Annotated in this window: 19 protein-coding genes; 15 read left to right on the forward strand and 4 right to left on the reverse strand. The window is 69.9% G+C overall.

The genetic code is table 11. The annotated features are described in order from the left end of the window. Positions 1-10 precede the first annotated feature (10 nt). Positions 11-1,405 (reverse strand): asparagine--tRNA ligase, encoded by a 1,395-nt coding sequence (gene asnS, locus AC1PME_RS09315; RefSeq protein ID WP_254457792.1) that lies wholly within the window; start codon positions 1,403-1,405, stop codon positions 11-13. 136 nt (positions 1,406-1,541) lie between these two features. Between asnS and AC1PME_RS09320 the strand changes: the two genes are divergently transcribed. The 7 genes from AC1PME_RS09320 (at position 1,542) to zipA (ending at position 8,806) form a co-directional block, all read left to right on the forward strand. Beyond that, complete coding sequence (locus tag AC1PME_RS09320; RefSeq protein ID WP_307550096.1) at positions 1,542-1,889, forward strand: HesB/IscA family protein; 348 nt, start codon at positions 1,542-1,544, stop codon at positions 1,887-1,889. A 65-nt stretch (positions 1,890-1,954) separates the two neighbouring features. Beyond that, positions 1,955-2,500, forward strand: a complete 546-nt coding sequence (locus AC1PME_RS09325) for a CbrC family protein (protein WP_307550098.1) — start codon at positions 1,955-1,957, stop codon at positions 2,498-2,500. Positions 2,501-2,808: 308 nt separating this feature from the next. Further along, on the forward strand, positions 2,809-3,243 hold the full coding sequence (gene rpsF / locus AC1PME_RS09330; protein WP_010342529.1) for a 30S ribosomal protein S6: 435 nt from the start codon (positions 2,809-2,811) through the stop codon (positions 3,241-3,243). 11 nt (positions 3,244-3,254) lie between these two features. Next, positions 3,255-3,485 (forward strand): 30S ribosomal protein S18, encoded by a 231-nt coding sequence (gene rpsR, locus AC1PME_RS09335; protein WP_002804494.1) that lies wholly within the window; start codon positions 3,255-3,257, stop codon positions 3,483-3,485. Positions 3,486-3,677: 192 nt separating this feature from the next. Then, complete coding sequence (gene rplI, locus AC1PME_RS09340) at positions 3,678-4,127, forward strand: 50S ribosomal protein L9 (RefSeq protein WP_254457795.1); 450 nt, start codon at positions 3,678-3,680, stop codon at positions 4,125-4,127. Positions 4,128-4,456: 329 nt separating this feature from the next. Further along, positions 4,457-7,960: a chromosome segregation protein SMC gene (gene smc, locus AC1PME_RS09345; protein WP_481097938.1), complete on the forward strand. Its 3,504-nt coding sequence runs from the start codon at positions 4,457-4,459 to the stop codon at positions 7,958-7,960. A gap of 114 nt (positions 7,961-8,074) precedes the next feature. Then, positions 8,075-8,806 (forward strand): cell division protein ZipA, encoded by a 732-nt coding sequence (gene zipA / locus AC1PME_RS09350; RefSeq protein WP_254457797.1) that lies wholly within the window; start codon positions 8,075-8,077, stop codon positions 8,804-8,806. A gap of 382 nt (positions 8,807-9,188) precedes the next feature. Here the strand turns inward: zipA and AC1PME_RS09355 are convergent, their stop codons facing one another. Continuing rightward, entirely contained in the window at positions 9,189-10,319 is a 1,131-nt protein-coding gene (locus AC1PME_RS09355; protein WP_307550104.1) for a pyridoxal phosphate-dependent aminotransferase, read from the reverse strand. 382 nt (positions 10,320-10,701) lie between these two features. On the opposite strand from AC1PME_RS09355, the gene ligA reads away from it, so the two are divergent. From ligA to gyrA, 6 genes are all read left to right on the forward strand, one after another. Beyond that, positions 10,702-13,218 carry an NAD-dependent DNA ligase LigA gene (gene ligA, locus AC1PME_RS09360; RefSeq protein ID WP_254457799.1) on the forward strand — a complete coding sequence of 839 codons (2,517 nt, stop codon included), beginning with the start codon at positions 10,702-10,704 and terminating at the stop codon, positions 13,216-13,218. Then, the gene (locus AC1PME_RS09365; RefSeq protein ID WP_307550106.1) at positions 13,215-13,700 is read left to right on the forward strand and encodes a GNAT family N-acetyltransferase; all 486 of its coding nucleotides are present in this window, start codon (positions 13,215-13,217) and stop codon (positions 13,698-13,700) included. The genes ligA and AC1PME_RS09365 overlap by 4 nt, the downstream gene beginning before the upstream one ends. Further along, entirely contained in the window at positions 13,700-14,650 is a 951-nt protein-coding gene (epmA, locus tag AC1PME_RS09370) for an EF-P lysine aminoacylase EpmA (RefSeq protein WP_481097939.1), read from the forward strand. The genes AC1PME_RS09365 and epmA overlap by 1 nt, the downstream gene beginning before the upstream one ends. 135 nt (positions 14,651-14,785) lie before the next feature. Further along, positions 14,786-15,493 (forward strand): DUF3011 domain-containing protein, encoded by a 708-nt coding sequence (locus tag AC1PME_RS09375; RefSeq protein WP_254457802.1) that lies wholly within the window; start codon positions 14,786-14,788, stop codon positions 15,491-15,493. A 70-nt stretch (positions 15,494-15,563) separates the two neighbouring features. Beyond that, a complete protein-coding gene (gene mtnA, locus AC1PME_RS09380) occupies positions 15,564-16,628 on the forward strand; it encodes an S-methyl-5-thioribose-1-phosphate isomerase (protein ID WP_254457803.1) in 1,065 nt (354 codons plus the stop codon). A 208-nt stretch (positions 16,629-16,836) separates the two neighbouring features. Then, positions 16,837-19,653, forward strand: coding sequence for a DNA gyrase subunit A (gyrA, locus tag AC1PME_RS09385; RefSeq protein ID WP_481097940.1), 2,817 nt, complete (start codon positions 16,837-16,839; stop codon positions 19,651-19,653). Positions 19,654-19,767: 114 nt separating this feature from the next. On the opposite strand, the gene AC1PME_RS09390 is transcribed toward gyrA, so the two are convergent. Further along, positions 19,768-22,059 (reverse strand): S8 family serine peptidase, encoded by a 2,292-nt coding sequence (locus tag AC1PME_RS09390; RefSeq protein ID WP_481097941.1) that lies wholly within the window; start codon positions 22,057-22,059, stop codon positions 19,768-19,770. A gap of 442 nt (positions 22,060-22,501) precedes the next feature. Continuing rightward, the gene (locus AC1PME_RS09395; RefSeq protein WP_307550114.1) at positions 22,502-23,356 is read right to left on the reverse strand and encodes a tetratricopeptide repeat protein; all 855 of its coding nucleotides are present in this window, start codon (positions 23,354-23,356) and stop codon (positions 22,502-22,504) included. A 160-nt stretch (positions 23,357-23,516) separates the two neighbouring features. Here AC1PME_RS09395 and AC1PME_RS09400 point away from each other — a divergent pair, with 160 nt between their 5' ends. Together AC1PME_RS09400 and AC1PME_RS09405 are read left to right on the forward strand one after the other, a co-directional pair. Continuing rightward, positions 23,517-23,936, forward strand: a complete 420-nt coding sequence (locus AC1PME_RS09400) for a hypothetical protein (RefSeq protein WP_481097942.1) — start codon at positions 23,517-23,519, stop codon at positions 23,934-23,936. Positions 23,937-24,014: 78 nt separating this feature from the next. Next, the gene (locus tag AC1PME_RS09405; protein WP_254457808.1) at positions 24,015-24,494 is read left to right on the forward strand and encodes a GNAT family N-acetyltransferase; all 480 of its coding nucleotides are present in this window, start codon (positions 24,015-24,017) and stop codon (positions 24,492-24,494) included. Positions 24,495-24,506 lie beyond the last annotated feature (12 nt).

Raw genomic sequence — 24,506 nt, forward strand, 5'->3', positions numbered from 1 at the left:
CCGGTTCGCCTCAGAACTCGGCGCTGCCCGGCGCGCGCGGGTAGGGGATGGCGTCGCGGATGTTGCTCAGCCCGCACACGTAGACCACCAGGCGCTCGAAGCCCAGGCCGAAGCCGGCGTGCGGCACTGTGCCGTAGCGGCGGAAATCGCGGTACCAGCCGTAGTGCTGCGGGTCCAGGCCGAACTGCAGCATGCGCGCGTCGAGCACGTCCAGGCGCTCCTCGCGCTGGCTGCCGCCGATGATCTCGCCGATGCCGGGGGCCAGCACGTCCATCGCCGCGACGGTCTTGCCGTCGTCGTTCAGGCGCATGTAGAAGGCCTTGATGTGCTCGGGGTAGTTGGTCACCACCACCGGGCGGCCGACGTGCTGCTCGGTCAGCCAGCGCTCGTGCTCGGTCTGCAGGTCCAGGCCCCATTCCACCGGGAATTCGAACTTCTGCCCGGACTTCTGCAGCAGGCCGATCGCGTCGCCGTACTCGATGCGCTCGAACGGCGAGTTGATGAAGGTCTCCAGCTTGCTGATCGCGGTCTTGTCCACGCGCTCGGCGATGAACGCCAGGTCGTCGGCGCGCTCGTCCAGCACGGCGCGGAACAGGTATTTGAGGAAATCCTCGGCCACCCGCGCGTCCTCGGCCAGGTCGGCGAAGGCGATCTCCGGCTCGATCATCCAGAACTCGGCCAGGTGGCGAGTGGTGTGGCTGTTCTCGGCGCGGAAGGTCGGGCCGAAGGTGTAGACCTTGCTCAGCGCCAGGCAGTAGGCCTCGACGTTGAGCTGGCCGGACACGGTCAGGAAGGTTTCCTTGCCGAAGAAGTCGCGGCCGAAGTCGACCTGGCCCTGCGCGTCGCGCGGCAGGTTGGCCAGGTCCAGGGTGGAGACGCGGAACATCTGCCCGGCGCCTTCGGCGTCGGAGGTGGTGATGATCGGCGTGCTGATCCAGTTGTAGCCGTTCTGGTGGAAATAGCGGTGCACCGCCTGCGCCAGGCAGTTGCGGATGCGCGTCACCGCGCCGAACAGGTTGGTGCGCGGGCGCAGGTGCGCGACCTCGCGCAGGAACTCCGGCGACATCGGCTTGGGCTGGATCGGGTAGGTCAGCGGATCCTCGACCCAGCCGACCACCTCGATCGCGCTGGCCTGGATCTCGTACGACTGGCCCTTGCCCTGCGACTTCACCAGCACGCCCTTGGCGATCAGCGAGCAGCTGCCGGTGAGTCGCTTGACCTCGTCGAAATTGGGCAGCGCATCGGTCGCCACCACCTGGATCGGGGCGAAGCAGGAGCCGTCGGTCACGTTGATGAAAGCCAGTCCGGCAGATCCGCGCAGCGTGCGCACCCATCCCCGTACCGTGACTTCTCCGCCTTCCGGGATCTTCCCGGCCAGCGCATGTGCAACGCTCACCACCGTCATGACTTGAATCCTCGCCGCAGCGACTCGATATGGAAGGGGCAAGTGTACTGGCTCGAGCGCAGCGCTTGCGAGGCGTGGCGGCGATCGGCCGCCTTCCTCCCTATAATGTCCGTTCGCAGTCGCCGGAGTTCCCCCCATGGCCGTCCACCTCACCCCCGTCGCCCATGCCCGCGTGCAGCGCTTCGTCGCGCAGACGCCGGGTGCGCTGGGACTGCGCTTCGGCGTCGAGCGCACTGGCTGTTCGGGTTGGGGCCACGTCACCGACCTGGCGCGCGAGGCGCGTCCGGACGACGCCGTGTTCGAGCAGGACGGCGTGCGCATCTACGTGGACGCGACCAGCCTGCCGCTGGTGGACGGCACCGAGATCGACTTCGCCAAGCAGGGCCTGGGCGAGACCTTCGTGTTCCGCAATCCCAACGCCACCGCCGAGTGCGGCTGTGGCGAGAGCTTCACCACCGACGCCACGCACGCCACCGCGCCCTGAGCGTCGCCGCGGCGGCCAGGCGGCCTCCTCCCGGGGGCGCAGGGCAAGGGCGGCGCGGTTTTCGCATGCAGCTGCCTCAGTTTCTGCATCACCCCAACGCCTATGCGCTGTGCTTCGCGCAGGAAGCCGGCGTGTGCGACTGTTGTGGCGACGCCCGCGCATGGCGCTACCGGGGGCCGTTCTATTGTGCCGGCGACGGCCCGCAGTACCTGTGTCCCTGGTGCATCGCCGACGGCCGCGCCGCGGCGCGCTTCGAGGGCGAGTTCAACGACTGGGCGGGGATCGAGGGCGTCTCGCCCGACCCGGACGACCCGCCGCCGGCCATCGACGCTGCGCTGCTGCAGGAGATCTGCACGCGCACCCCGGGGTATTCGGCGTGGCAGCAGCCGGTGTGGCTGAGCCATTGCGACCGGCCCTGCGCCTTCCTGGGCTACGCCGGCCGCGACGATCTCGCGCAGATCCTGGAGGAGGTCATGCCCGATATCGTCGAGGTCACCCCGCGCGATGCGGACTGGCTGCTGGCCCGCATCTCCCGTGACGGTACGTTGGTCGGCTGCCTGTTCCGTTGCCTGCAGTGCGGACAGCATCGGCTGCACGTCGATATGGGGTGAGAAGCCGGGACTCGGGGCCCGGGATCGGGGGGCCGGGAAACGCGGTGCGATCTGCCCCAATGCAACGGTGGGTCCGGCATCTCGCCATGAAAAAGGCCGGGCGGTCTTGCTTTTCCGGGTCCCGGGCCCCGGGTCCCCGGTCCCGGCGTCACAGCAATCCAGCGCCGTCCACCCGACAGCTTGTCCACAGCGGTCCTTCTGCGCCATAATGTGCGGCTTCCTGCCTTCCCGGCAGGAGTCCTTGCCCCACCGCCGTCGCACCGCGGGGGGCTGTCCGGCCGCAAGGCCACATCCGAAAGGTAAACACCATGAGTCGTCATTACGAAATCGTGTTCCTGGTCCACCCGGACCAGAGCGAGCAGGTCCCGGCCATGATCGAGCGCTACAAGTCGCTGGTCGAGAACGGCAAGGGCACCATCCACCGTCTGGAAGACTGGGGCCGCCGCCAGCTGGCGTACCCGATCCAGAACCTGGTGAAGGCCCACTACGTCATGCTGAACATCGAAGTGGACCAGGCCGTGCTGAGCGAGCTGGTCGAGAGCTTCCGCTTCAACGACGCGGTGCTGCGCCACCTGGTGATCAAGCGCGACGGCGCCGACACCGAACAGTCGCTGATCATGAAGAGCAAGGACGAGAAGGCCGACAAGCCCGAGCGCGGTGAGCGCCGTCGTCGCGACGACGAAGAGGGCGATGCGCCCGCCGCCGCCACCGAAACCGACGGCGACGCCGCCGAAGCCGCCTAAGGAGCACGCTCATGTCCAAGTTCTTCCGTCGTCGCAAGTTCTGCAAGTTCACCGCCGAGGGCGTCAAGGAGATCGACTACAAGGATCTCAACACCCTGCGCCAGTACCTCACCGAGAACGGCAAGATCGTGCCGAGCCGCGTGACCGGCACCAAGTCCAAGTACCAGCGTCAGCTGGCCACGGCGGTCAAGCGCGCGCGTTTCCTGGCGCTGATCCCGTACACGGACAACCACGACGTCTGATCCGGGTCTCCCGGAGCGACATGGCCCGCACCTGCCGGTGCGGGCACTCAACCGAAGTCTGGCGATTGAAGAGTGCGGTGCCGATCGGGCGCAAATCCCGATTCCCGAATCCCGAATCCCGGCTTCTCCTATTCGGACAGCAAGCGTTGCGGGCGCCTTCGGGCGTGCGCTAACGAATAACGGAGCAAGACCATGCAACTGATTCTTCTGCAGAAAGTGACCAACCTGGGCGGCCTCGGCGACAAGGTCGACGTCAAGCCGGGCTACGGCCGCAACTACCTGGTGCCGCAGGGCAAGGCCGTGCCGGCCACCGCCGCCAACATCGCCGAGTTCGAAGCCAAGCGCGCCGAGTACGAAGCCAAGGCCAAGGCCATCCACGACGACGCCGAAGGCCGCGCCGCCAAGCTGGAAGGCGCCAGCGTGACGGTCAAGGCCAACGCCTCCACCGAAGGCAAGCTGTACGGTTCGGTCGGCCCGCGCGACATCGCCGAGGCCTTCACCGCCGCCGGCCTGCCGCTGGAGAAGGGCGAAGTGGTGCTGGGCGAAGGCGCGTTCCGCAACATCGGCGAGTACGAGGTGCTGGTGCGCCTGCACGCCGACGTGGAAACCACGGTCAAGGTCGTGGTCGAAGCCGACGCCTGATCGCGGCGTCATCGCTGTACCGACACGGGCACCGCAAGGTGCCCGTGTCGTTTTTGCCGGCCTGCGCCGCCATCGGCGGGCCGTGCGGCCCGGACCGGCACGGCCGGCCGGGGCCGCTCGCCTGCATATGCGATCGCCGTCGCATTGCCGCTGCCCGGCGTGGGCCGCCCCAGCGTCGCGCAGGGGCCGCTATACTCAGCGACTCGCGTCCGATTTCGGCCCGGCGATGTAGCCGCATCAATGGGTTGGAAGCAGGACCTCACCTGGATCTTCACTAGCGGCAGCGCAGCTCGGAATGCCGGCGGCGCCTGCCATGGATTGCCCGCACCATGCGCCTGTCGACCATCAAGCTGTCCGGCTTCAAGTCCTTCGTCGATCCGACCACGCTGCACCTGCCGACCAACATGACCGGCATCGTCGGTCCGAACGGCTGCGGCAAGTCGAACATCATCGACGCGGTGCGCTGGGTGATGGGCGAAAGTTCGGCCAGCCGCCTGCGCGGCGATTCGCTGACCGACGTGATCTTCTCCGGTTCCTCGGCGCGCAAGCCGGTGTCGCAGGCCACGGTGGAGCTGATCTTCGACAACACCGACCACACCATCGCCGGCGAGTACGCCTCCTTCAACGAGATCTCGGTCAAGCGCCAGGTCAGCCGCGACGGCAGCAGCAGCTACTACCTCAACGGCACCAAGTGCCGGCGCCGCGACATCACCGACCTGTTCCTGGGCACCGGCCTGGGCCCGCGCAGCTACTCGATCATCGAGCAGGGCATGATCAGCCAGATCATCGAGGCGCGCCCGGAGGACCTGCGCGTGTACCTGGAGGAGGCCGCCGGCATCTCCAAGTACAAGGAGCGGCGCAAGGAGACCGAGACCCGCATCCGCCACACCCGCGAGAACCTGGAGCGCCTGGGCGACCTGCGCGAGGAAATCGGCAAGCAGCTCGAGCACCTCAAGCGCCAGGCGCGCCAGGCCGAGCAGTACCAGGCGCTGCAGGAAGAACGGCGGATCAAGGACGCGCAGTGGAAGGCACTGGAATACCGCGGCCTGGACGGGCGCCTGCAGGGCCTGCGCGAGGCCCTGGGCCAGGAAGAGACCCGCCTGCAGCAGCTGATCGCCGAGCAGCGCGATGCCGAAGCGCGCATCGAGACCGGCCGCGTGCGCCGCGAGGAGGCCGCCGAAGCGCTGAGCACCGCGCAGGCCGAGGTCTACAAGGTCGGCAGCACCCTGGCCCGGATCGAGCAGCAGATCCAGCACCAGCGCGACCTGTCGCAGCGCCTGCACAAGGCGCGCGACGAGACGCAACTGGCGCTGGCCGAGCTCGGCCAGCACATCGGCACCGACGAAGCCAAGCTGGCGCTGCTGCGCGAGTCGGTGGACGTGGCCGGCCCGCAGCTGGAGCAGTTGCAGGAAGACAACGAATACAAGCAGGAAGCGCTGCGCGAGGCCGAGGCGCGCCTGGCCGACTGGCAGCAGCGCTGGGAATCGCACCAGCGCAACACCGCCGAAGCCTCGCGCGCCGGCGAAGTGGAGCGCACCCGCGTTGATTACCTGGACCGGCAGTCGCTGGAGGCCGAGCGCCGCCGCGAGGCGCTGCTGGCCGAGCGCGCCGGGCTGGACCTGGACGCGCTGGCCGAGGCCTTCGCGCAACTGGAACTGCAGCACGAGACCCAGCGCGCCGCGCTGGACGGCCTGACCGAGCAGGTCGAGGCGCGCAAGCAGGCGGTGGCGGCGTTGCAGGACCAGCAGCGCGCCGCGCAGGCCGAACTGGCCGACGTGCGCAAGCAGGCGCAGGCCGCGCGTGGCCGGCTGTCGTCGCTGGAAACCCTGCAGCAGGCCGCGCTCGGCCAGGAGCAGGGTGCGGCGGTGGCCTGGCTGCAGGCGCACGGGCTGGATTCGGCAGCGCGCGTCGGCGAGCGGCTCAGCGTGGAGAGCGGCTGGGAGAACGCGGTCGAAGGCGCGCTCGGGCAGTTGATCGAAGGCGTGCTGGTGGAGGCGCCGGAAACCCTGGTCGACGCCCTGGGCGAACTCGGCGAAGGCCGCATCGCCCTGGTCAGCGGCGCCGAGGCGGCCGAGAGCTTCGCGCCGACCTCGCTCGCGGCCAAGGTGCAGGGGCCGATCGCGATCCGCCGGCTGCTGGCGCGGCTGCACGCGGCCGAGGACCTGGCCGCTGCGCGCGACCTGCTGCCGCAGCTGGGCGAGGGCGATTCCATCGTCACCCGCGACGGTGCGCGCCTGGGCCAGGGCTGGCTGCGGGTGTCGCGCTCCGGCGCGGCCAAGCAGGGCGCGCTGCTGCGCGAGCGCGAGATCCAGAGCCTGCGCGGCCAGATCGAGACGCTGCAGGAACGCGAGGCCGACCTCGAGCACCGTCTGGGTGAGCTGCGTGCGCAGTTGCTGGCCGGCGAGCAGCAGCGCGAGGACGCGCAACGCCAGTTGTACCAGGCGCACCGCAGCGCCTCCGAACTGGCCGGGCAGTTGCAGAGCCAGCAGGGCAAGGTCGACGCCGCGCGCACCCGCATCGAGCGCATCGAGCTGGAGGTCGCGCAGTTGCTGGAAACCCTCGACAGCAGCCGCGAGCAGGCGCGCGAGGCGCGCTCCAAGCTGGAGGACGCGGTCACCAGCATGGGCGACCTGGAATCGGTCCGGCACGCGCTGGAAAGCGAGCGCCGCCAGCTCACCGAGGCGCGCGACCTGGCCCGCGACGCCGCGCGGCGGGTACGCGAGGCCGCGCATGCGCTGGCCCTGACCCTGGAATCGCAGCGCACCCAGATCGCCTCGCTGAGCCAGGCGCTGGAGCGCATGGGCAACCAGCGCGGCCAGTTGGACGCGCGCCTGGGCGAACTCAGCGCGCAGTTGAACGAGGGCGATTCGCCGGTGCTGGCGCTGGAGGCCGAGCACCAGGCCGCGCTCAGCGAGCGCGTGCGCACCGACCGCGTGCTCGGCGAGGCGCGCGCGCTGCTGGACGGCATCGACAACGAACTGCGCGCGCTGGAGCAGACCCGCCAGCAGCGCGACGAACAGGCGCTGGCGCAGCGCGAGCGCATCGCCCAGCGCCGGCTCGACCAGCAGGCGCTGGTGCTCAGCGCCGAGCAGTTGTCGGCGGCGGTGGTCAAGGCCGGCTTCGTGCTCGAGGACGTCATCAACGGCCTGCCCGAACACGCCGACCCGGCCGAGTGGGAGCAGGCGGTGCAGCAGATCGACGCGCGCATGCGCCGGCTGGAGCCGGTCAACCTGGCGGCGATCAGCGAGTACGGCGAGGCCGCGCAGCGCGCCGAATACCTGGAGGCGCAGGACGTCGACCTGAACACCGCGCTGGAGACCCTGGAAGACGCCATCCGCAAGATCGACCGCGAGACCCGCGGCCGCTTCAAGGACACCTTCGACCGGGTCAACTCCGGCGTGCAGGCGCTGTATCCGCGCCTGTTCGGCGGCGGCCATGCCTACCTGGAGCTGACCGGCGAGGACCTGCTGGACACCGGCGTGGCGATCATGGCGCGGCCCCCGGGCAAGCGCGTGTCCAGCATCTCGCTGCTGTCCGGTGGCGAGAAGGCGATGACCGCGGTGGCGCTGGTGTTTGCGATCTTCCAGCTCAACCCGGCGCCGTTCTGCCTGCTCGACGAGGTCGACGCGCCGCTGGACGAGGCCAACGTCGGCCGCCTGGCGGCGATGGTCAAGGAAATGAGCGAGAAAGTGCAGTTCCTGTTCGTCAGCCACAACAAGGCGACGATGGAGGCGGCGCACCAGCTCAGCGGCGTCACCATGCGCGAACCGGGCGTCAGCCGCCTGGTCAGCGTGGACCTGGAGGAGGCCGCGCGTTTGGCGGGCGCGGCCTGACGTGACATGCTAAAGGACGTGCTATGCGTGGCGGCGATGTTCCCGTGTTGGCGAACCTCGTGCGCACCAGGCCGCTATTTTCCCCCTGTGTACCCTTGCCGGAGTAACCCCTGAATGTCCGACATGGCAATGCTACGCATCGGCATCCTCGCCGCCGGCTTGCTGTTGATTGCGGCGATCTTCCTGTTCGGCCGCCCCAAGAAACCGAGCCAGGGCCGGCGCGTGGAGCCGGCCGATCCGGCCGCGCCGCGCCGCGAACCCTCGCTGGGCGAGGCGGCCGCTGGCGATGACGCGCTGGCCGCGCCCGGCGCGGATGGCGAGGCGCACCAGCCCGAGCTGGGCCTGCCCGCCGCGGAGGCGCCCGGTGCCGACCTCGGCAAGCGGCCGAGCCAGGATTTCGACAAGATCGTCTCGCTGTACGTCGCCGCCCGCGCCGGGCAGGTGCTGCGCGGCGAGGACATCGTGGTGGCCGCGGAGAAGACCGGCCTGACCTTCGGTCACATGAACGTGTTCCACCGCCTGGTGGAGGGGCATCCCGAGCGCGGCCCGATCTTCAGCATGGCCAGCATCATGAAGCCGGGCAGCTTCGACATGGCGCACATCCGCGAGATGGAGACCCCAGCGATCGCTTTCTTCCTGACTCTGCCGGCGCCGCTGACCGCGCTCGACGCCTGGGAAAAGATGCTGCCGACCGTGCAGCGCATGGGCGAACTGCTCGACGGCGTGGTCCTGGACGACAGCCGCAACGCCCTGGGCCGCCAGCGCATCGCCCACATCCGCGACGACCTGCGCGCCTACGACCGGCAGCACCAGGCGCCGCCGTTGACGAAAGCCCCACGCTGGTAGCGTGGGGCTGGGAATGGGGAAACGGGAATGGGGAATCGTAGAAGCGATTCCCTGTCGCTGATGCCACGCGTGCTTTTCCCTTCTCCCGCCGGCACCATGGCCCCCTCTTCGGGGGGAGGCGCCCCCGAAGAGGGGGCGGATGAGGGTACGACTGCCGCCGATGTCAGACCCCCTGGTTTTTGCTCTGGCGAATCTCAAATCCCGAATCCCGGCCGTTAAGCCAACCCCGAATCCCGACTTCCCACTCCTGGCGCGCTGGCGCCAGCACTGGCGAATCGTGAGGCGGGAACAACAAGGCCAGGGCAAGCCCAGCCACGCCTGAGCTGCACGGCAACCGGCTTCGACGATTCCCGATTCTCCATTCCCAATTCCCGGCCCCAAGCTACTTGCGCGCCTTAGCAAACGCATCCCGAAACCGCAGCATCTCCGCTTCGCTGCCGACGGTGACGCGGACCAGCTTCGGCCAGATCGGCCAGCTGCGGCCGACGATGACGCCTTGCTTGGCCATCGCCGCGGCGAAGGCGGCGCCGTCGCGCTTGACGTCGACCATGAAGCAGTTGGCCTGCGACGGCAGGCACTTGTAGCCTTTGCTCTGCAGCCAGGCGATGGTGTCGTTGCGGATGCGCGCGTTCTCGGCGCGGCGGGTCGGCACCAGTTGCGGGTCCTGCAGGCTGGCGATGCCGGCGGCGAGGGCGGGCACCGACACCGGATTCTGGCCGAACGCGGCGAGCTTGGTCTGCAGCCCCGGCGCGGCCACCGCCAGGCCCAGGCGCAGGCCGGCCATGCCGTACAGCTTGGAGAAGGTGCGCAGCACCAGCAGGTCCTGGCGCTGGCCGATCAGGTCGATCACCGACGGCTCCTCGCTGTAGTGCAGGTAGGCCTCGTCGACAAGCAGCACGCTGGAGGCGGGCTTGTTGGCCAGCAGCCATTCGATGTCGGCGCGCTTGGTCACCGAGCCGGTGGGATTGTTCGGATTGCACAGGTAGATCAGGCCGGCGTTCGGGTCGGCGCTGGCCATGGCCTTGACGTCGTGTGCGCCGTCGGCGCGCAGCGGCACCCGCCGCACCGGCGCGCCATGGGCGGCGGCGACATCGGCCACCGCCTCGAAGGTCGGATCGGCCACCACCACGCCGGCGCGCGGCGTGGTGAAGGCGCGCGCCGCGCGGGCCAGCGGCTCGCTGGAGCCGGGATAGACGGCCACGTGGTCGGCCGGCAGGTGCTGCTGGCCGACGAAGGCGGCGATCAATGCGTCCGACAGTTCGAACAAATAGCGGCCGCTGCGCGGCAGGATCGCTTGTGCCGCCGCCAGCGCCGCGGGCGAGGGACCAAGCGGGCATTCGTTGAAGTTCAGGTACACCGTGCCGGCCGCCGGCGCCACGCCGGGCGTGGCGGCCGTGGCGGCGGCCGCCTTGCGCCGCGCTGCCTCCGCGACGGGCGCCAGGCCGACGGCGCCGAGTGCCAGGCCAGAGGTGGCCAGGGAGAGGAAGGAACGGCGTGAGACCGGTAGCGGCACGGGGCTCTCCAGAGCGGGCGGGGGAGGCAACGTTAACGGGGTGTTAATGGCGGGGCAAGGGAGCGAGGGGCGAGCAGTGGGATTTGGGATGGCTTGAGGGCTGGGATTGGGGATTGGGGATTGGGGATTGGGGATGGCAAAAGCGTGCACTGACACCGATGGTGCAGCGCACACTCCCTTCTCCCACCGGGAGAAGGTGCCCCGCAGGGGCGGATGAGGGTACGACCGCCGCCGACGCCAGAAGTCCGAGCTTCGGCTCTTGCGAATCCCCAATCCCCAATCCCCAATCCCGGCGGTTAAGCCAATCCCCCATCCCGACTCCCCAATCCCTGCCTTCCAGCTACTATCGCCCCCCTCTCCGTTACCCGCTTTTCCGCTGCGCATGACCGCAACTCCCGATCCCCAGCAGCGCGCCGCCGACCTGCGCCAGCGCATCGACGACGCCAACCACCGCTATTACGTGCTTGACGATGCGTCGATCCCCGATGCCGAGTACGACGCGCTGATGCGCGAGCTGGAGGCGCTGGAAGCCACGCATCCTGAACTGGCCAGTGCGGACTCGCCGACGCGTCGGGTCGGCGCGCGGCCGGATGGTGGCTTCCCGGAAGTGCGCCACGCGATCCCGATGCTGTCGCTGGCCAATGCCTTCGAAACGCCGGGCGTGGCCGAGGAGGCCGACGACCGCACGCGCTTTGCCGAGGTCGCCGATTTCGAGCGCCGCATCGAGCGCGAACTCGACCTGGCCGCGCCGGTGTTCTCGGTCGAGCCGAAGCTGGACGGCCTGGCGATCAGCCTGCGCTACGAGGACGGCGTGTTCGTGCAGGGCGCCACCCGCGGCGACGGCAGCACCGGCGAGGACGTCACCGCCAATCTGCGCCAGGTGCGCTCGGTGCCGCTGAAGCTGCGCGATCTCGGCGCGGCGCCGCCGGCGGTGCTGGAGGTGCGTGGCGAGATCTACATGCCGCGCGCCGCCTTCGCCGCCTGGAATGCGCAGGCGCTGGAGCGCAACGAGAAGCTGCTGGCCAACCCGCGCAACGGCGCCGCCGGCTCGCTGCGCCAGCTCGATCCGGCGGTGACGCGGCGCCGGCCGCTGGCGTTCTTCGCCTACTCGGTGGGCGAGGTGCGCGGCCTGGAACTGCCCGAAACCCACTCGCAGACGCTGCAACTGCTGCGCGACTACGGCTTCCCGGTCGCGCCCGAGGCCGACACCGCCACCGGCTTCGACGGCCTGATCGCCTATTTCCGCCGCATCGGCGCCGCGCGCGACCGCCTGCCGTACGACATCGACGGCGTGGTCTACAAGCTCGACGACTACGACCAGCAACAGGCGATGGGCTTCGTCTCGCGCGCGCCGCGCTGGGCGCTGGCGCACAAGTTCCCGGCGCAGGAACAGTCCACCGTGCTGCGCGCGATCGAGGTGCAGATCGGCCGCACCGGCGCGGTCACCCCGGTGGCGCGGCTGGAGCCGGTGCAGGTCGCCGGCGTTACCGTCACCAACGCCACCTTGCACAACGCCGACCAGATCGCGCGGCTGGACGCGCGCGAGGGCGATACGGTGATCGTGCGCCGCGCCGGCGACGTGATCCCGGAAGTGGTGCGGGTGATCGAGGAACGGCGCCCCCCCGGCACCGTGCCGTGGACGATGCCGGCGGCCTGTCCGGTGTGCGGCTCGGAACTGGTCAAGGAAGAGGACGCGGTGGCCTGGCGCTGCAGCGGCGGCCTGGCCTGCGCCGCGCAGCGCAAGGAGGCCTTGCGCCACTTCGCCTCGCGCCGCGCGCTGGACATCGAAGGCCTGGGCGAACGCCAGGCCGACGCCCTGGTCGAATTCGGCTTCGTGCAGTCGCTGGCCGACCTGTACGCGTTGAGCGTGGAAGACCTGGTGCGGATGAAGACCGCGCTGGACGCGGCCACCGCCGCCGACCTGCTGCAGGCGCTGGAGGACAGCAAGGGCGCGCTGGTGCTGGACGCGGCCGGCCGCGCCGCGCTGGAGGACGACGCCGCGCCGTGGCGGCGCGCCGAGTTCCTGCGCGCGCACCTGGCGGTGGACCTGGGCGGCAAGCTGGCGAGCAAGTGGGCCGAGAACCTGGTCGCCGGCATCGACGCCAGCCGCGCCACGACCCTGCCGCGCTTCCTGTTCGCGCTGGGCATCCCGCACCTGGGCGAAACCACGGCCAAGGCGCTGGCCTACTGGCTGGGCTCGCTGGCGTTCGTGCGCAGCACCCCGGCGGTGCTGCTGCAGGCGCTGCCGGACATCGGCGGCGAGGTGGCGCGTTCGATCGCCACGTTCTTCGAGCAGCCCGGCAACGCCGCGGTGGTCGATGCGCTGATCGCCGCCGGCATCCGCTTCGCCGACGAGGGCGCGCCGCCGGCGGAACTGCGCGAGCGGCTGGACCTGGCGCATCTGCTCGGCACGCTGCCGGTGGACAAGCTCGGCGGCAAGAGCGCGCAGCGCCTGGCGGCCACCTACGGCACGCTGGACGCGCTGCTGCGCGCCAACGAAAGCGGCTGGACCGGGGCGGGCCTGTCCACCGCCGGTGCCGCCAACCTGGCGGCGTACCTGGCCGATCCGGCGCAGAAGCAGGCCTTGCTCGACGCCGAGGCGGCGATGCGGCGCCTGCTCGATGCCGCACCGGCGCAGACCCGGCGCCACGCCGGTCCGCTCGACGGGCAGACCGTGGTGCTGACCGGCACGCTGTCGGCGCTGACCCGCGACGAGGCCAAGGCGCGACTGGAGGCGCTGGGCGCCAAGGTCGCCGGCAGCGTGTCGAAGAAGACCGCGTTCGTGGTCGCCGGCGAAGCCGCCGGCTCCAAGCTCGACAAGGCGCAGGAACTGGGCGTGGCGGTGTGGGACGAAGCGCAGTTGCTGGCGTTCCTGCAGGCGCAGGAGCAGGCCGGATGAGCGCGCTCGCCGCGACGCCCGAGGCGCTGCGCTGGCGCACCGCCGGCGTGTCCGACCAGCCGGCCTTGCTGGCGATGCTGCAGGCCTTCTATGCCGAGGACGGGATCGCCTTCGATGCGGCGCGGGTGACGCGCGGCCTGCAGGCGCTGCTGACCCAGCCGGCGCTGGGCGAGGCGCTGCTGTGGCTGGCGCCGGATGGCGCGGTGGTCGGCTACGCGCTGATCACCGCCTGCTTCAGCGTCGAACTCGGCGGGCGCTATCTGCTGCTCGACGAGCTGTACCTGGGCCCGGCCGCGCGCGGCCGTGGCTGGGGCCGGCAGGCGGTGGCGCTGGTCGAGGCGCGCGCCCGCGCGCTGGGCGCGGACGTGCTGCGAATGGAGGTCAACCACCACAACGCCGCCGCCAAGCGCCTGTACCTGGGGCTGGGCTACCGCGACGACGCGCGCGACCAACTGAGCCGCCGGCTCGAGACGGCGCCGTGATGGACCTGCTGTCCGCCCTGCAACTGCGCGCGCGGCTCAATGCCGCCATCCGCGCCTTCTTCGCCGCGCGCGGCGTGCTGGAAGTGGAGACGCCGATGCTGTCGGCGGCCGGCAACACCGAGCCGAACATCGACAGCTTCCAGACCCGTTTCAGCGGTCATGTCGATGCCGGCCCGGCGCTGCGCTGGCTGCGCACCTCGCCGGAGTATCCGCTGAAGCGGCTGCTCGCCGCCGGCATCGGCGACTGCTACGAATTGGGGCGGGTGTTCCGCAACGGCGAGGCCGGCGGCCGCCACAATGCCGAGTTCACCATGCTCGAGTGGTACCGCGTCGGCTGGGACCATCGGCAGCTGATCGAGGAGACGGTGGAGCTGGTGCGCACCGCGCTGGCCCTGGTCGGACGCAGCGCCACGTTGCAGGTGCTCAGCTACCGCGAGCTGTTCCTGCAGGGGCTGGAGCTGGATCCGTTCGTCGCGCCGCTGGACGCGCTGCAGCAGCCGTTGCGCGATATCCGCATCGACGCCGACGGCCTCGGCCGCGACGACTGGCTGGACCTGCTGATGACCCACCGCCTGCAGCCGGCGTTCCCGGCCGATCGCCTCACCGTGGTTCACGACTGGCCGGCCAGCCAGTGCGCGCTGGCGCGGATCCGCGACGGCGACCCGCCGGTGGCCGAGCGCTTCGAGCTGTACCTGGGCGGCTACGAACTGGCCAACGGCTACCACGAGCTCAACGATGCCGCCGAGCAGCGCCGGCGCTTCCTGCGCGACCATGCGCTGCGCCAGGCGCGCGGCGCGGTGCTGCCGCCGTTGGACGAACGCCTGCTGCAGGCGTTGCCGGCGCTACCCGATTGCGCCGGCGTGGCGGTCGGCGTGGACCGGCTGTTGATGGCGATGCGCGGCACCACGCAGATCGGCGACGTGCTCGCCTACGATTTCGCGCATGCCTGAACCGCCGGTCAGGAAGCGCCGAGGCGCGTTGTTGCGTTGTCCACATCGATGATGGTTTGATCGGACTCGGCATGCGCACACCGCGGCCGGCAGGTCTTCGTTGTTCAGGTTCTAGGCATAGGGGCAGAGCCAAGCATGAAGTGGGCGTACGGGCTCGGTGGCTGGTGTTGGCTGGGATTGGCGGCAAGCCTGTGGCCGACGCCGTCGCCAGCGCAGGACGCCGATGCGTACGACAACGCGGTGGTGCGCTGCGAGTCGCGCGACATGACCTGGGTGCATTGCCCGATGCCGACCGCGCAGGGCGTGCAACTGGTGCGGCAACTGTCCGACAACGACTGCATCCGCGGCAGCGAGTGGGGCTCGGACGCCACCGGCGTGTGGGTGACCCTGGGCTGTCGCGCCGAATTCCGCCCCAATCCGGGGGAGACGCCGCGCAGCGCGATGCGCCGCGTGCTGCGCTGCGAGTCCGATGGCCGCCTCGAGAGCTGCCCGGTGATGCTGCGCGGGGCGCCGGTGCGGCTGATGCGCCAGCTGTCGTCGGTGCCGTGCCGCGAGGAGCGCAGTTGGGGCGTGCGCCGCAACGAGATCTGGGTCGCGCGCGGCTGCCGCGGCGAATTCGAGATCGGCGCCGCCGACGGGTCTGGGTTTCCCGCCGGAACCCGTCCGGTGCTGTGCGAATCCAAGGGCAAGGCGCGGCGCCGCTGCGGCGTCAGTGTCCAGGAGCGTGTGGAACTGCGCCGGCAGTTGTCCGGCGCGCCCTGCGTGCAGGACGACAGCTGGGGCTGGGACCGCGACGGCATCTGGGTCGACAAGGGCTGCCGCGCCGAGTTCGGCGTCAACTGAGCGCGCGGCGCGGCGCTGCAACGCCGCACCCCGTCCGCAATCGGCAATCGGCGGCGTTTACAATGGCCCGATGAACGCCGCCCTCGATATCGATTACGCCCGCTACGACCATATCCGCCCGATCCTGTGGACCGGCGACGCGCTGGAACTGCTCGACCAGCGCAAGCTGCCGTTCGCGGTGGAGCACGTGCGCTGCACCGACAGCGACCAGGTCGCCGCGGCGATCCACGCCCTGGCCGTGCGTGGCGCGCCGGCGATCGGCATCGCCGCCGGCTGGGGCACCGTGCTGGCCGCGCGCGAGGTGCAGGCCGAGCACGGCGCCGAGGCGCTGCTCAAGCTGGAGCCGGCCTTGCAGCGGCTCAACGCCGCGCGCCCGACCGCGGTCAACCTGGCCTGGGCGCTGGCGCGCATGCGCAGCGCACTGGGCACGGCCGGCAGCGACTGGCGCTCGGTGCTGGAGCGCGAGGCGCAGGCGATCGCCGAAGAGGATCTGGCCGCCAACCGGCACATGGGCGCGCTCGGCGCCGGCCTGATCGCGCCGGGCAGCGGCGTGCTGACCCATTGCAACACCGGCTCGCTGGCCACCGCCGGCTTCGGCACCGCGCTGGGCGTGATCCGCGCCGGCGTCGCCCAGCAGCGCATCGCCAAGGTGTTCGCCGGCGAGACCCGGCCCTGGCTGCAGGGCGCGCGGCTGACCGTGTGGGAGCTGCAGCAGGACGGCATCGACGCCACTCTGATCGCCGATTCGGCGGCCTCGCACCTGATGAAGACCGGGGCGGTGCAGTGGGTGATCGTCGGCGCCGACCGCATCTGCGCCAATGGCGACACCGCCAACAAGATCGGCACCTACCAGCTGGCGATCGCCGCGCGCCACCATGGCGTCCGGTTCATGGTGGTGGCGCCGTCGTCCACCGTGGACATGGACACCGCCGACGGCGCGCAGATCGAGATCGAGCAGCGCGATCCGGGCGAACTGTTCGGCGTCGGCGGCGCGCGCACCGTGGCCGACGGCATCGCCGCCTGGAACCCGGTGTTCGACGTGACCCCGGCCGACCTGATCGACGCCATCGTCACCGAGCGCGGGGTCATCGAGCGCCCGGACCCGGCGCGCATGCGCGCCGCCTTCGGCGGCTGAGCCGGGGCAACGCGACGGCGCCCGCCGGGCGCCGCCGATGGCGCGCAAGTGCTTGTTCGCGCCGGCAAAACCGGGCAATCGGGCGCCCGTCATGATAGAATCCGGCGGTTCGATCGACCGCCGTGCGCCGTAGGCGTCCAGCCGCGGCGGGCCCGCCCATCGCGGGCCGGCGTCGTGGTCGATCCGCCACCAGACTTACGGAACCCGAATGGCAGAATCCGCCAAGGAAATCATCCAGGTCAACCTGGAAGACGAGATGCGCAAGAGCTACCTCGATTACGCCATGAGCGTGATCGTGGGGCGTGCCCTCCCGGATGCGCGCGACGGCCTCAAGCCGGTGCATCGCCGCGTGTTGTTCGCGATGAACGAGCTGGGCGCGCACAGCAACAAGCCCTACTACAAGTCGGCGCGTATCGTCGGCGACGTCATCGGTAAGTACCACCCGCATGGCGACCAGTCGGTGTACGACACCCTGGTGCGCATGGCGCAGCCGTTCTCGCTGCGTTACATGATGGTGGACGGGCAGGGTAACTTCGGTTCGGTCGACGGCGATTCCGCGGCGGCGATGCGTTACACCGAAGCGCGCATGTCGCGGCTCGCGCACGAGATGATGGCCGACATCGACAAGGAAACCGTCGATTTCCAGCCCAACTACGACGAGAAGGAACAGGAACCGTCGGTGATGCCGACGCGCTTCCCGAGCCTGCTGGTCAACGGCTCGGCCGGCATCGCGGTGGGCATGGCCACCAACATCCCGCCGCACAACCTGACCGAGTCGATCAACGCCTGCCTGGCACTGATCGACAACCCGCAGATCGACGTCGACGGGCTGATGGAGCACATCCCCGGCCCGGATTTCCCGACCGCCGGCATCATCAACGGCACCACCGGCATCGTCGCCGGCTACCGCACCGGCCGCGGCCGCGTGCGCATGCGCGCCAAGGCCGAGATCGAGATCCAGGACAACGGCCGCGAAGCGATCGTGGTCACCGAGATCCCGTACCAGGTCAACAAGGCGCGGCTGATCGAGAAGATCGCCGAGCTGGTCAAGGAAAAGAAACTAGAGGGCATCAGCGAGTTGCGCGACGAGTCCGACAAGGACGGCATGCGCATCTACATCGAGGTCAAGCGCGGCGAAGCCGCCGACGTGGTGCTGAACAACCTGTACCAGCAGACCCAGATGGAGTCGGTGTTCGGCATCAACATGGTGGCGCTGGTCGACGGCCGCCCGCAGCTGCTGAACCTCAAGCAGATGCTGGAGGCGTTCGTCCGCCACCGTCGCGAAGTGGTCACCCGCCGCACCATCTTCGAACTGCGCAAGGCGCGCGCCCGCGCGCACATCCTCGAAGGCCTGACCGTCGCGCTCGCCAACATCGACGAGATGATCGAGCTGATCAAGACTTCGGCGAACCCGAACGAAGCGCGCGAGCGCATGCTGGCCAAGACCTGGCAACCGGGCCTGGTCGGCGCGCTGCTCAACGCGGCCGGCGCCGAGGCTTCGCGCCCGGAAGACCTGCCCAGCGGCGTCGGCCTGGTCGGCGGCGGCTACCAGCTGACCGAAGTGCAGGCCACGCAGATCCTGGAAATGCGCCTGCACCGCCTGACCGGCCTGGAGCAGGAGCGCCTGACCGAGGAATACAAGCAGCTGCTGGACGCGATCGCCGGGCTGATCCGCATCCTGGAAAACCCGGACGTGCTGCTGCAGGTGATCCGCGAGGAGCTGGTCAACATCCGCGAGGAATACGGCGATGCGCGCCGTACCGAGATCCGCCACAGCGAGGAGGATCTGGACATCCTCGACCTGATCGCGCCGGAAGACGTGGTGGTGACGCTGTCGCATGCCGGCTACGCCAAGCGCCAGCCGGTCAGTGCCTACCGCGCGCAGCGCCGCGGCGGCCGCGGCCGCAGCGCGGCGGCGACCAAGGAAGAGGATTTCATCGACCAGCTATGGCTGGTCAACACCCACGACACGCTGCTGACCTTCACCAGCAGCGGCAAGGTGTTCTGGCTGCCGGTGCACCAGTTGCCCGAGGCCGGGCCGAACGCGCGCGGCCGCCCGATCGTCAACTGGATTCCGCTGGAGAACGGCGAGCGCGTGCAGGCGGTGCTGCCGGTGCGCGAGTACGCCGAGGGCCGCTACGTGTTCTTCGCCACCCGCAACGGCATGGTCAAGAAGACCCCGCTGAGCGAGTTCGCGTTCCAGCGCAAGATCGGCAAGATCGCGATCAACCTGGACGAGGGCGACGCGCTGATCGGCGTGGCGCTCACCGACGGCGAGCGCGACGTGCTGCTGTTCGCCTCCAACGGCAAGACCGTGCGCTTCTCCGAGCGGCCCAAGGACGACGAAGCCGACGATGCGGTGCTCGACGAGGCCGCTGCCGACGACGGTGCGGTGGCCGACGACGAGGCCGCCGGCGAGGACGGCGACGAGGCCCGCGGCGCACGGCGCAAGAGCCGTGGCGGGGTCAAGCCGACCGGGCGCAGCAGCCGCGGCGTGCGCGGCATCCGCCTGGCCAAGAGCGAGTACGTGGTCAGCCTGATCGTGGCCGAGCCGGCCGTGGGCCAGGACGAGGACGCCGACGACGTCGACGCCGCGGCGGATGCCGAGACCGATGCCGAGGCGCGCAACGGCGAGGAGGCCGATGCCTACATCCTCACCGCGACCGAGAACGGCTACGGCAAGCGCACCCCGCTGGGCGAGTATCCGCGCAAGGGCCGCGGCACCCAGGGCGTGATCGGCATCCAGACCAGCGAGCGCAACGGCAAGCTGGTCGGTGCGGTGCTGCTGAGCACCCGCGACGAAGTGCTGCTGATCTCCGATGGCGGCACCCTGGTGCGCACCCGCGCCTCGGAAATCTCCCGCGTCGGCCGCAACACCCAGGGCGTCACCCTGATCCGCCTGTCCAAGGGCGAGAAGCTGCAGGCGGTGGAACGCCTGGACGGCTCGCTGGTCGAGGAAGACGTGCTGCCGGGCGAGGAGGGCGTCGCCGACGGCGCGACCGAGGCGGCCCCGCCGCAGGAGTGATCCGCTTCCGAGGAGTGATCCGCTCCTGAGCGAACGACGACGCCGGCGCAATGCCGGCGTCGTCGTTCATGCATTGCCAATACGCTGCCCTTTCCGCGATTGCCTACGGATCGCCTACGGATTGGCTACGAGCAGCTCCCACGCATGGTCGCTGCCGGTCTGATGCAGTGCGGTCGCCTGGTGGGTCAGGAAGGACTGGTAGCCGTCGGCGCCGTTCAGCACATGGACCTCGGTCTTGCCGCTGCCGCCGCCCTGCTTGGTGATCGCGTAGATGTCCGGCTTGCCGTCGTGGTTGTGGTCGCCGACGTTTATGGCCCAACTCGCATCGGAACCGACCTGCGCAAGCGCGGTGGCATGATGACCGAGGAAGCTCTGATAGCCATTGGCGCCGTTGAGCACGTGGACTTCGGTCGTGCCCGAGCCGCCACCCTGCTTGCGGATGGCATACAGGTCGGTGGTCCCATCGCCGTTGTAGTCGCCCAGGCCGAATGCCCAGGATTCATCTGTCCCGGTCTGCTCCAGGGCGGTCGCCGACTGCAGCAGGAAGCTCTTGTAGCCGTCGGCACCGTCGAGGACGTGCACCTCGGTCGTTGCCGAGCCGGTCGCCTGTTTTTTGATCGCGTAAACGTCCGGGCGACCATCGTGGTTGTAGTCGCCAACAAGGAACACCCAGCGGGCGTCGGCTCCGGTGGGTTCCAGCGCGCTGGTCTGCTGTTCAATGAAACTTTGGTAGCCGTTGGCGCCGTTCAGCACATGGATCTCGGTCGTCGCGGCCTGTTTTTTGATCGCGTACAGGTCGTTCTTGCCGTCGCCGTTGTCGTCGGCGACCGCGAATGCCCAAGACGGAGTGTTTCCGGTTTGCTCCAACGCGGTGGCTTGCTGCGACAGGAATGTCTGGTAGCCATCGCTGCCATTGAGGCGATGCACCTCGGTGGTGGCGGAGCCGCCCAGTCGCGAAATGGCGTAGAGATTGGGCGTCGCCTGAGCGACCGCGTCGACCGCGGCCTTGGCGTTGACGATGCCGCTGCCGATGGCACGGTCCGGCGTGGCGGGGAACGGACTGGCGGTGTTCTTCAGGATGGCTTCTATGTCGGCCGGCGACTTGGGCGCCGCTGCCGCCGCCTGGATCAGCGCCACCACGCCTGCGACGTGCGGCGTCGCCATCGAGGTGCCGTTGTAGTAGGCGTAGCTTTCGTTGCCGGGCGTGGTGGTGCCGGTGTTGAGGGTGGAGAGGATGTCCGATCCGGGAGCGGCCACGTCGACGGTACTGCCGTAGTTGGATTGCTGGCTTGCGTTCCATACCGAGCGCGCTCCGTTCCGATCCACCGCGGCGACGGCGATCACGTTGCCGCAGTTGGCGGGACGCGCATTGCTTGCATCGATATTGCCGTTGCCGGCGGCGACGATCACCGTGGTACCGCGGCTGATCGCGCTGTTGATCGCGTTCTGGTAGGTGCTGCCGCAGGCGCCGCTGCCGCCAAGGCTCATGTTGATGACCTCGGCGGGATGCGGGTTGGCAGGAACTCCGCTGACGCTGCCCCCCGATGCCCAGACGATGGCGTCGGCGATGTCGGACAGCGTGCCGCCGCAGGTGCCGAGTACGCGTATCGGCACGACCTTGGCATTGAAGGCCGTGCCGGCTACGCCTTTTGCGTTGTTGGTGACGGCGGCGACGGTGCCGGCGACATGGGTGCCATGCCAGCTGGAATTGGTCGCCGGCGAGCCGGTGTAGCACCCGTTGGCGGTCGCCCAATCGCCCTCGTCGTTCGGGTTGGAATCGCGGCCGTTGCCGTCCCGGGCCGTGGTGGCGTTGCTGATGAAGTCGTAACCCGGCAGAAGGTTGGCGTTGAGGTCGCTGTGGTTGGTGATGCCGGTGTCCAGGACGGCGACGACGACGCCTTGGCCGCTGGACCGGTCCCAGGCCTGGTCCGCCTTGATCCCGGCATCCGCGTCGGTATAGCCCCATTGCTGAGCGAAATTGGGGTCGTCCGGACTCAGGAAGGCCTGCATGCGGGCATCGATCTCGACGTATTCGACGCTTGGATCCGCTGCCAGCCGGCGCATCAACAGTTCGGCTTCCTTGCGATCGAGCCTGCGATCGGTCCTGAACACCTCGGCGCCGATGGCCAGGCGGCGCGAGGGTGTTATGACCAGGGGGCGGCCAGCGACCGCAGGCAGGCTTTGCGCGGCCTGGTCGAGCGAGGATTTCAGGGCTGCCTTGCCGGTAACGGTCGCCGTGTCGTCGCGATACTTGACGATGAATTGATCGAACGAGGTCTCCGAGGACAACGCGCTGAGTTCGACGCGACCTGCAAGGGCGGGGGTGCCGATACCGAGGGACAAGGCGGCGAGGGTGGCGACGGCCAGTGCATGACGACGCGATGGAAGATCCTTTTTGCTGCTCATAACGACTCCTTCGTCGAGGGAAGCATCCCGCACCGCGGGTGCTATTCGAAGAAATGCGTGAGCGCCATACCAATGCGATTCCGTGCATTTCCCCGAATGGGGCAGCCGGCTCCGGCCGATGCCGGCATCCTAGTCGGCCGTGTGCATCGGTCAGTAGACATCTGGCAAGGCGCGCATTCCCGAACATGTTGATCGCAGCCGCCGTGGCTGTTCCCGATCGCTGCCCGGCTGCGTCTGCTGCGTGCGGCGCCCGAGCATTGCATCGCCTAGCGCGTACGCCTCGTGCATTGCCGAGGGGCGGCGGCTGGCTCCTCGACGCGCGTGGCGACGTCCGCCGGCAAGGTTCGCCGACCGGCGCGCTTGCGCCGACAACGGTGCGCTTCGACGCCTGTCGTCGCCCTGATCCGCTTGGCGAAGCCTGCCGCGAGAGGGAGCGCGGCGCTTATTCCAGCTGGTCGCGCGCGAACGCCGCGTCCAGTGCTTCCATCGCATCGCGCGGCTTGAGCTTGGCGGCCTTCTCGAACGCCGCGGCGGCGGCGTCCTCGCGCTTGTCGCCGTGCAGCAACAGCAACACGTTGGCGTGCTCGACGTGGGCGATCGGCGCGTCCGGGACCAGCTTCAGCGCTTGCTGGATGTGCTGTTCGGCGCTGGCGGCCTTGGCCCCGTAGGTCAGGCCGCCGATCATCGCGCCGACCTTGCCGATGATCTCGGCGTGGTACAGGGCCAGCGCCATGTGCGCCTCGGCATGCTTGGGCTCCAGCTCCAGCGCCGCTTCCAGCGACGCGCGGACCTTGCCGGCGATGCCCTGCTTGAGCGCCTTGACGATGCTCAGGCCCTGGCTGTAGCGGCCCAGCGCGAACGCGTGGCGGTAGTGGCTGTTGGCCTCGTCCGGCAGGGCGGCGATCGCCGCTTCGGCCAGCGCCGCGGCCTGCTGCAGTCGCTGCAACTGCTCCTTGTCGTCCTCGACCAGGTAGCCGGCGTGGATGCCGATCGCCTTGACCGCGACCGAGGCGCCGAACACCCCCAGCGCCTTGCCGGCCGCGTAGGCCTGCTGGAACTGCCCGTGGTGGAAGGCCCGCCAGGCCTCGATCAGCGCCGCCGACAGGGTCTGCGCGTCGTGGCCCTTGCCGGCCTTGCCGGCGGCGTCCAGCAGCGCCTGCGCGCGCGCCGGATCCGGATAGGGTTCGCGGTCGCCGGCGTGCAGCTTGGGCCAGGCCTTCTTCAACGCATCGCCGGCGTAGGCGTAGGCCTTGGCGTCGTATGGAAACGGCGCCCACGCGCCCGATGTTGCTGCCATGCGGATCTCCCTGTGCGGCGCCGGGCCACGGCGTCCGCGCCGAGCATGGCGCGGGCGCCGGCGCGTGGCAAGGGTGGTGGCCGATAGTGTGTTTGCTCAAGCCGCCGGCGCGAGCATGGCGCGCATCGGGGCCACTGCCGGCCCGTCTGGAGATCGTGCGATGGCGACCAAGAAGCGTTCCACCCCCGCGCTGCGCTCGGATCGGCTGAACCCACGGCACCTGTGGCTGGCCGGGCTGGGCGTGGTCGCGCTGACCCGCAAGCGTGCGCTCGCCGCCGCGGCCGATGCCGCGCAGGGCGCGGCGACGCTGAAGGCGCTGGCCACGCAACTGGCCGGCGACGCCGAGACCAGCGTGCGCGAAGGCGCTGCGGCGCTGCGCGAGCAGGTGCAGCCGTTGAGCGCCGAGGTCGAGGCGCGCCTGCAGCCGGTGTTGGTGAAGCTGGGATTGCAGGCGCGTCCGCAGCCGCGCAAGCGCGCCGCGACGAGCAAACACAGCGTCAGCAAGCGCGGCGCCAAGCCGGCTGCGGCCAAGCGCAGCCCGGCCAAGCGCGCCACCCGCAGGCGAACTGCTGGCGCCTGACCCGGCGCCGCGCACGCGCGGTGGCCGGCCGCGCTCGGGCATACTCGCCGTCCCCACCCGACCCGAGACGGCGAGACCATGCGGATCCGGCCTGCGACACTTGAGGATGCCGAGGCGATGGCCGCCGTGCAGAACGCCATCTTCGCCGCCGGGCGGCGCAAGGCGCCGACCGATCCGGCGACGGTGCGCGCGACCTACCTGCAGCATGCCGACCGCCTCCAGTGCGTGCTGGCCGAGGGCGCCGACGGAGGCGTCCTCGGCTTCCAGTCGCTGCGCATCGCGCGCGTCGGCAATGCCTACGATGTCGCCGAGGGCTGGGGCATCATCGGTACCCATGTCGATCCGCGTGCGGCGCGGCGCGGGGTCGGCAGTGCGCTGTTCCGGGCCACCTGTGCGGCGGCGCGCAGCGCCGGGCTGACGCAGATCGACGCTAGCATCGCCGCCGACAATGCGCTCGGGCAGGCGTACTACGAGGCCATCGGCTTTCGTACCTATCGCACGCCGCCGGGTCTGGTCTGCAAGGTCTACCGGCTCGACGGCCCAGCCGCTGCCGGCTGAGCGGCGCGATGC

This window comes from Xanthomonas sp. NCPPB 901 (assembly GCF_056725085.1).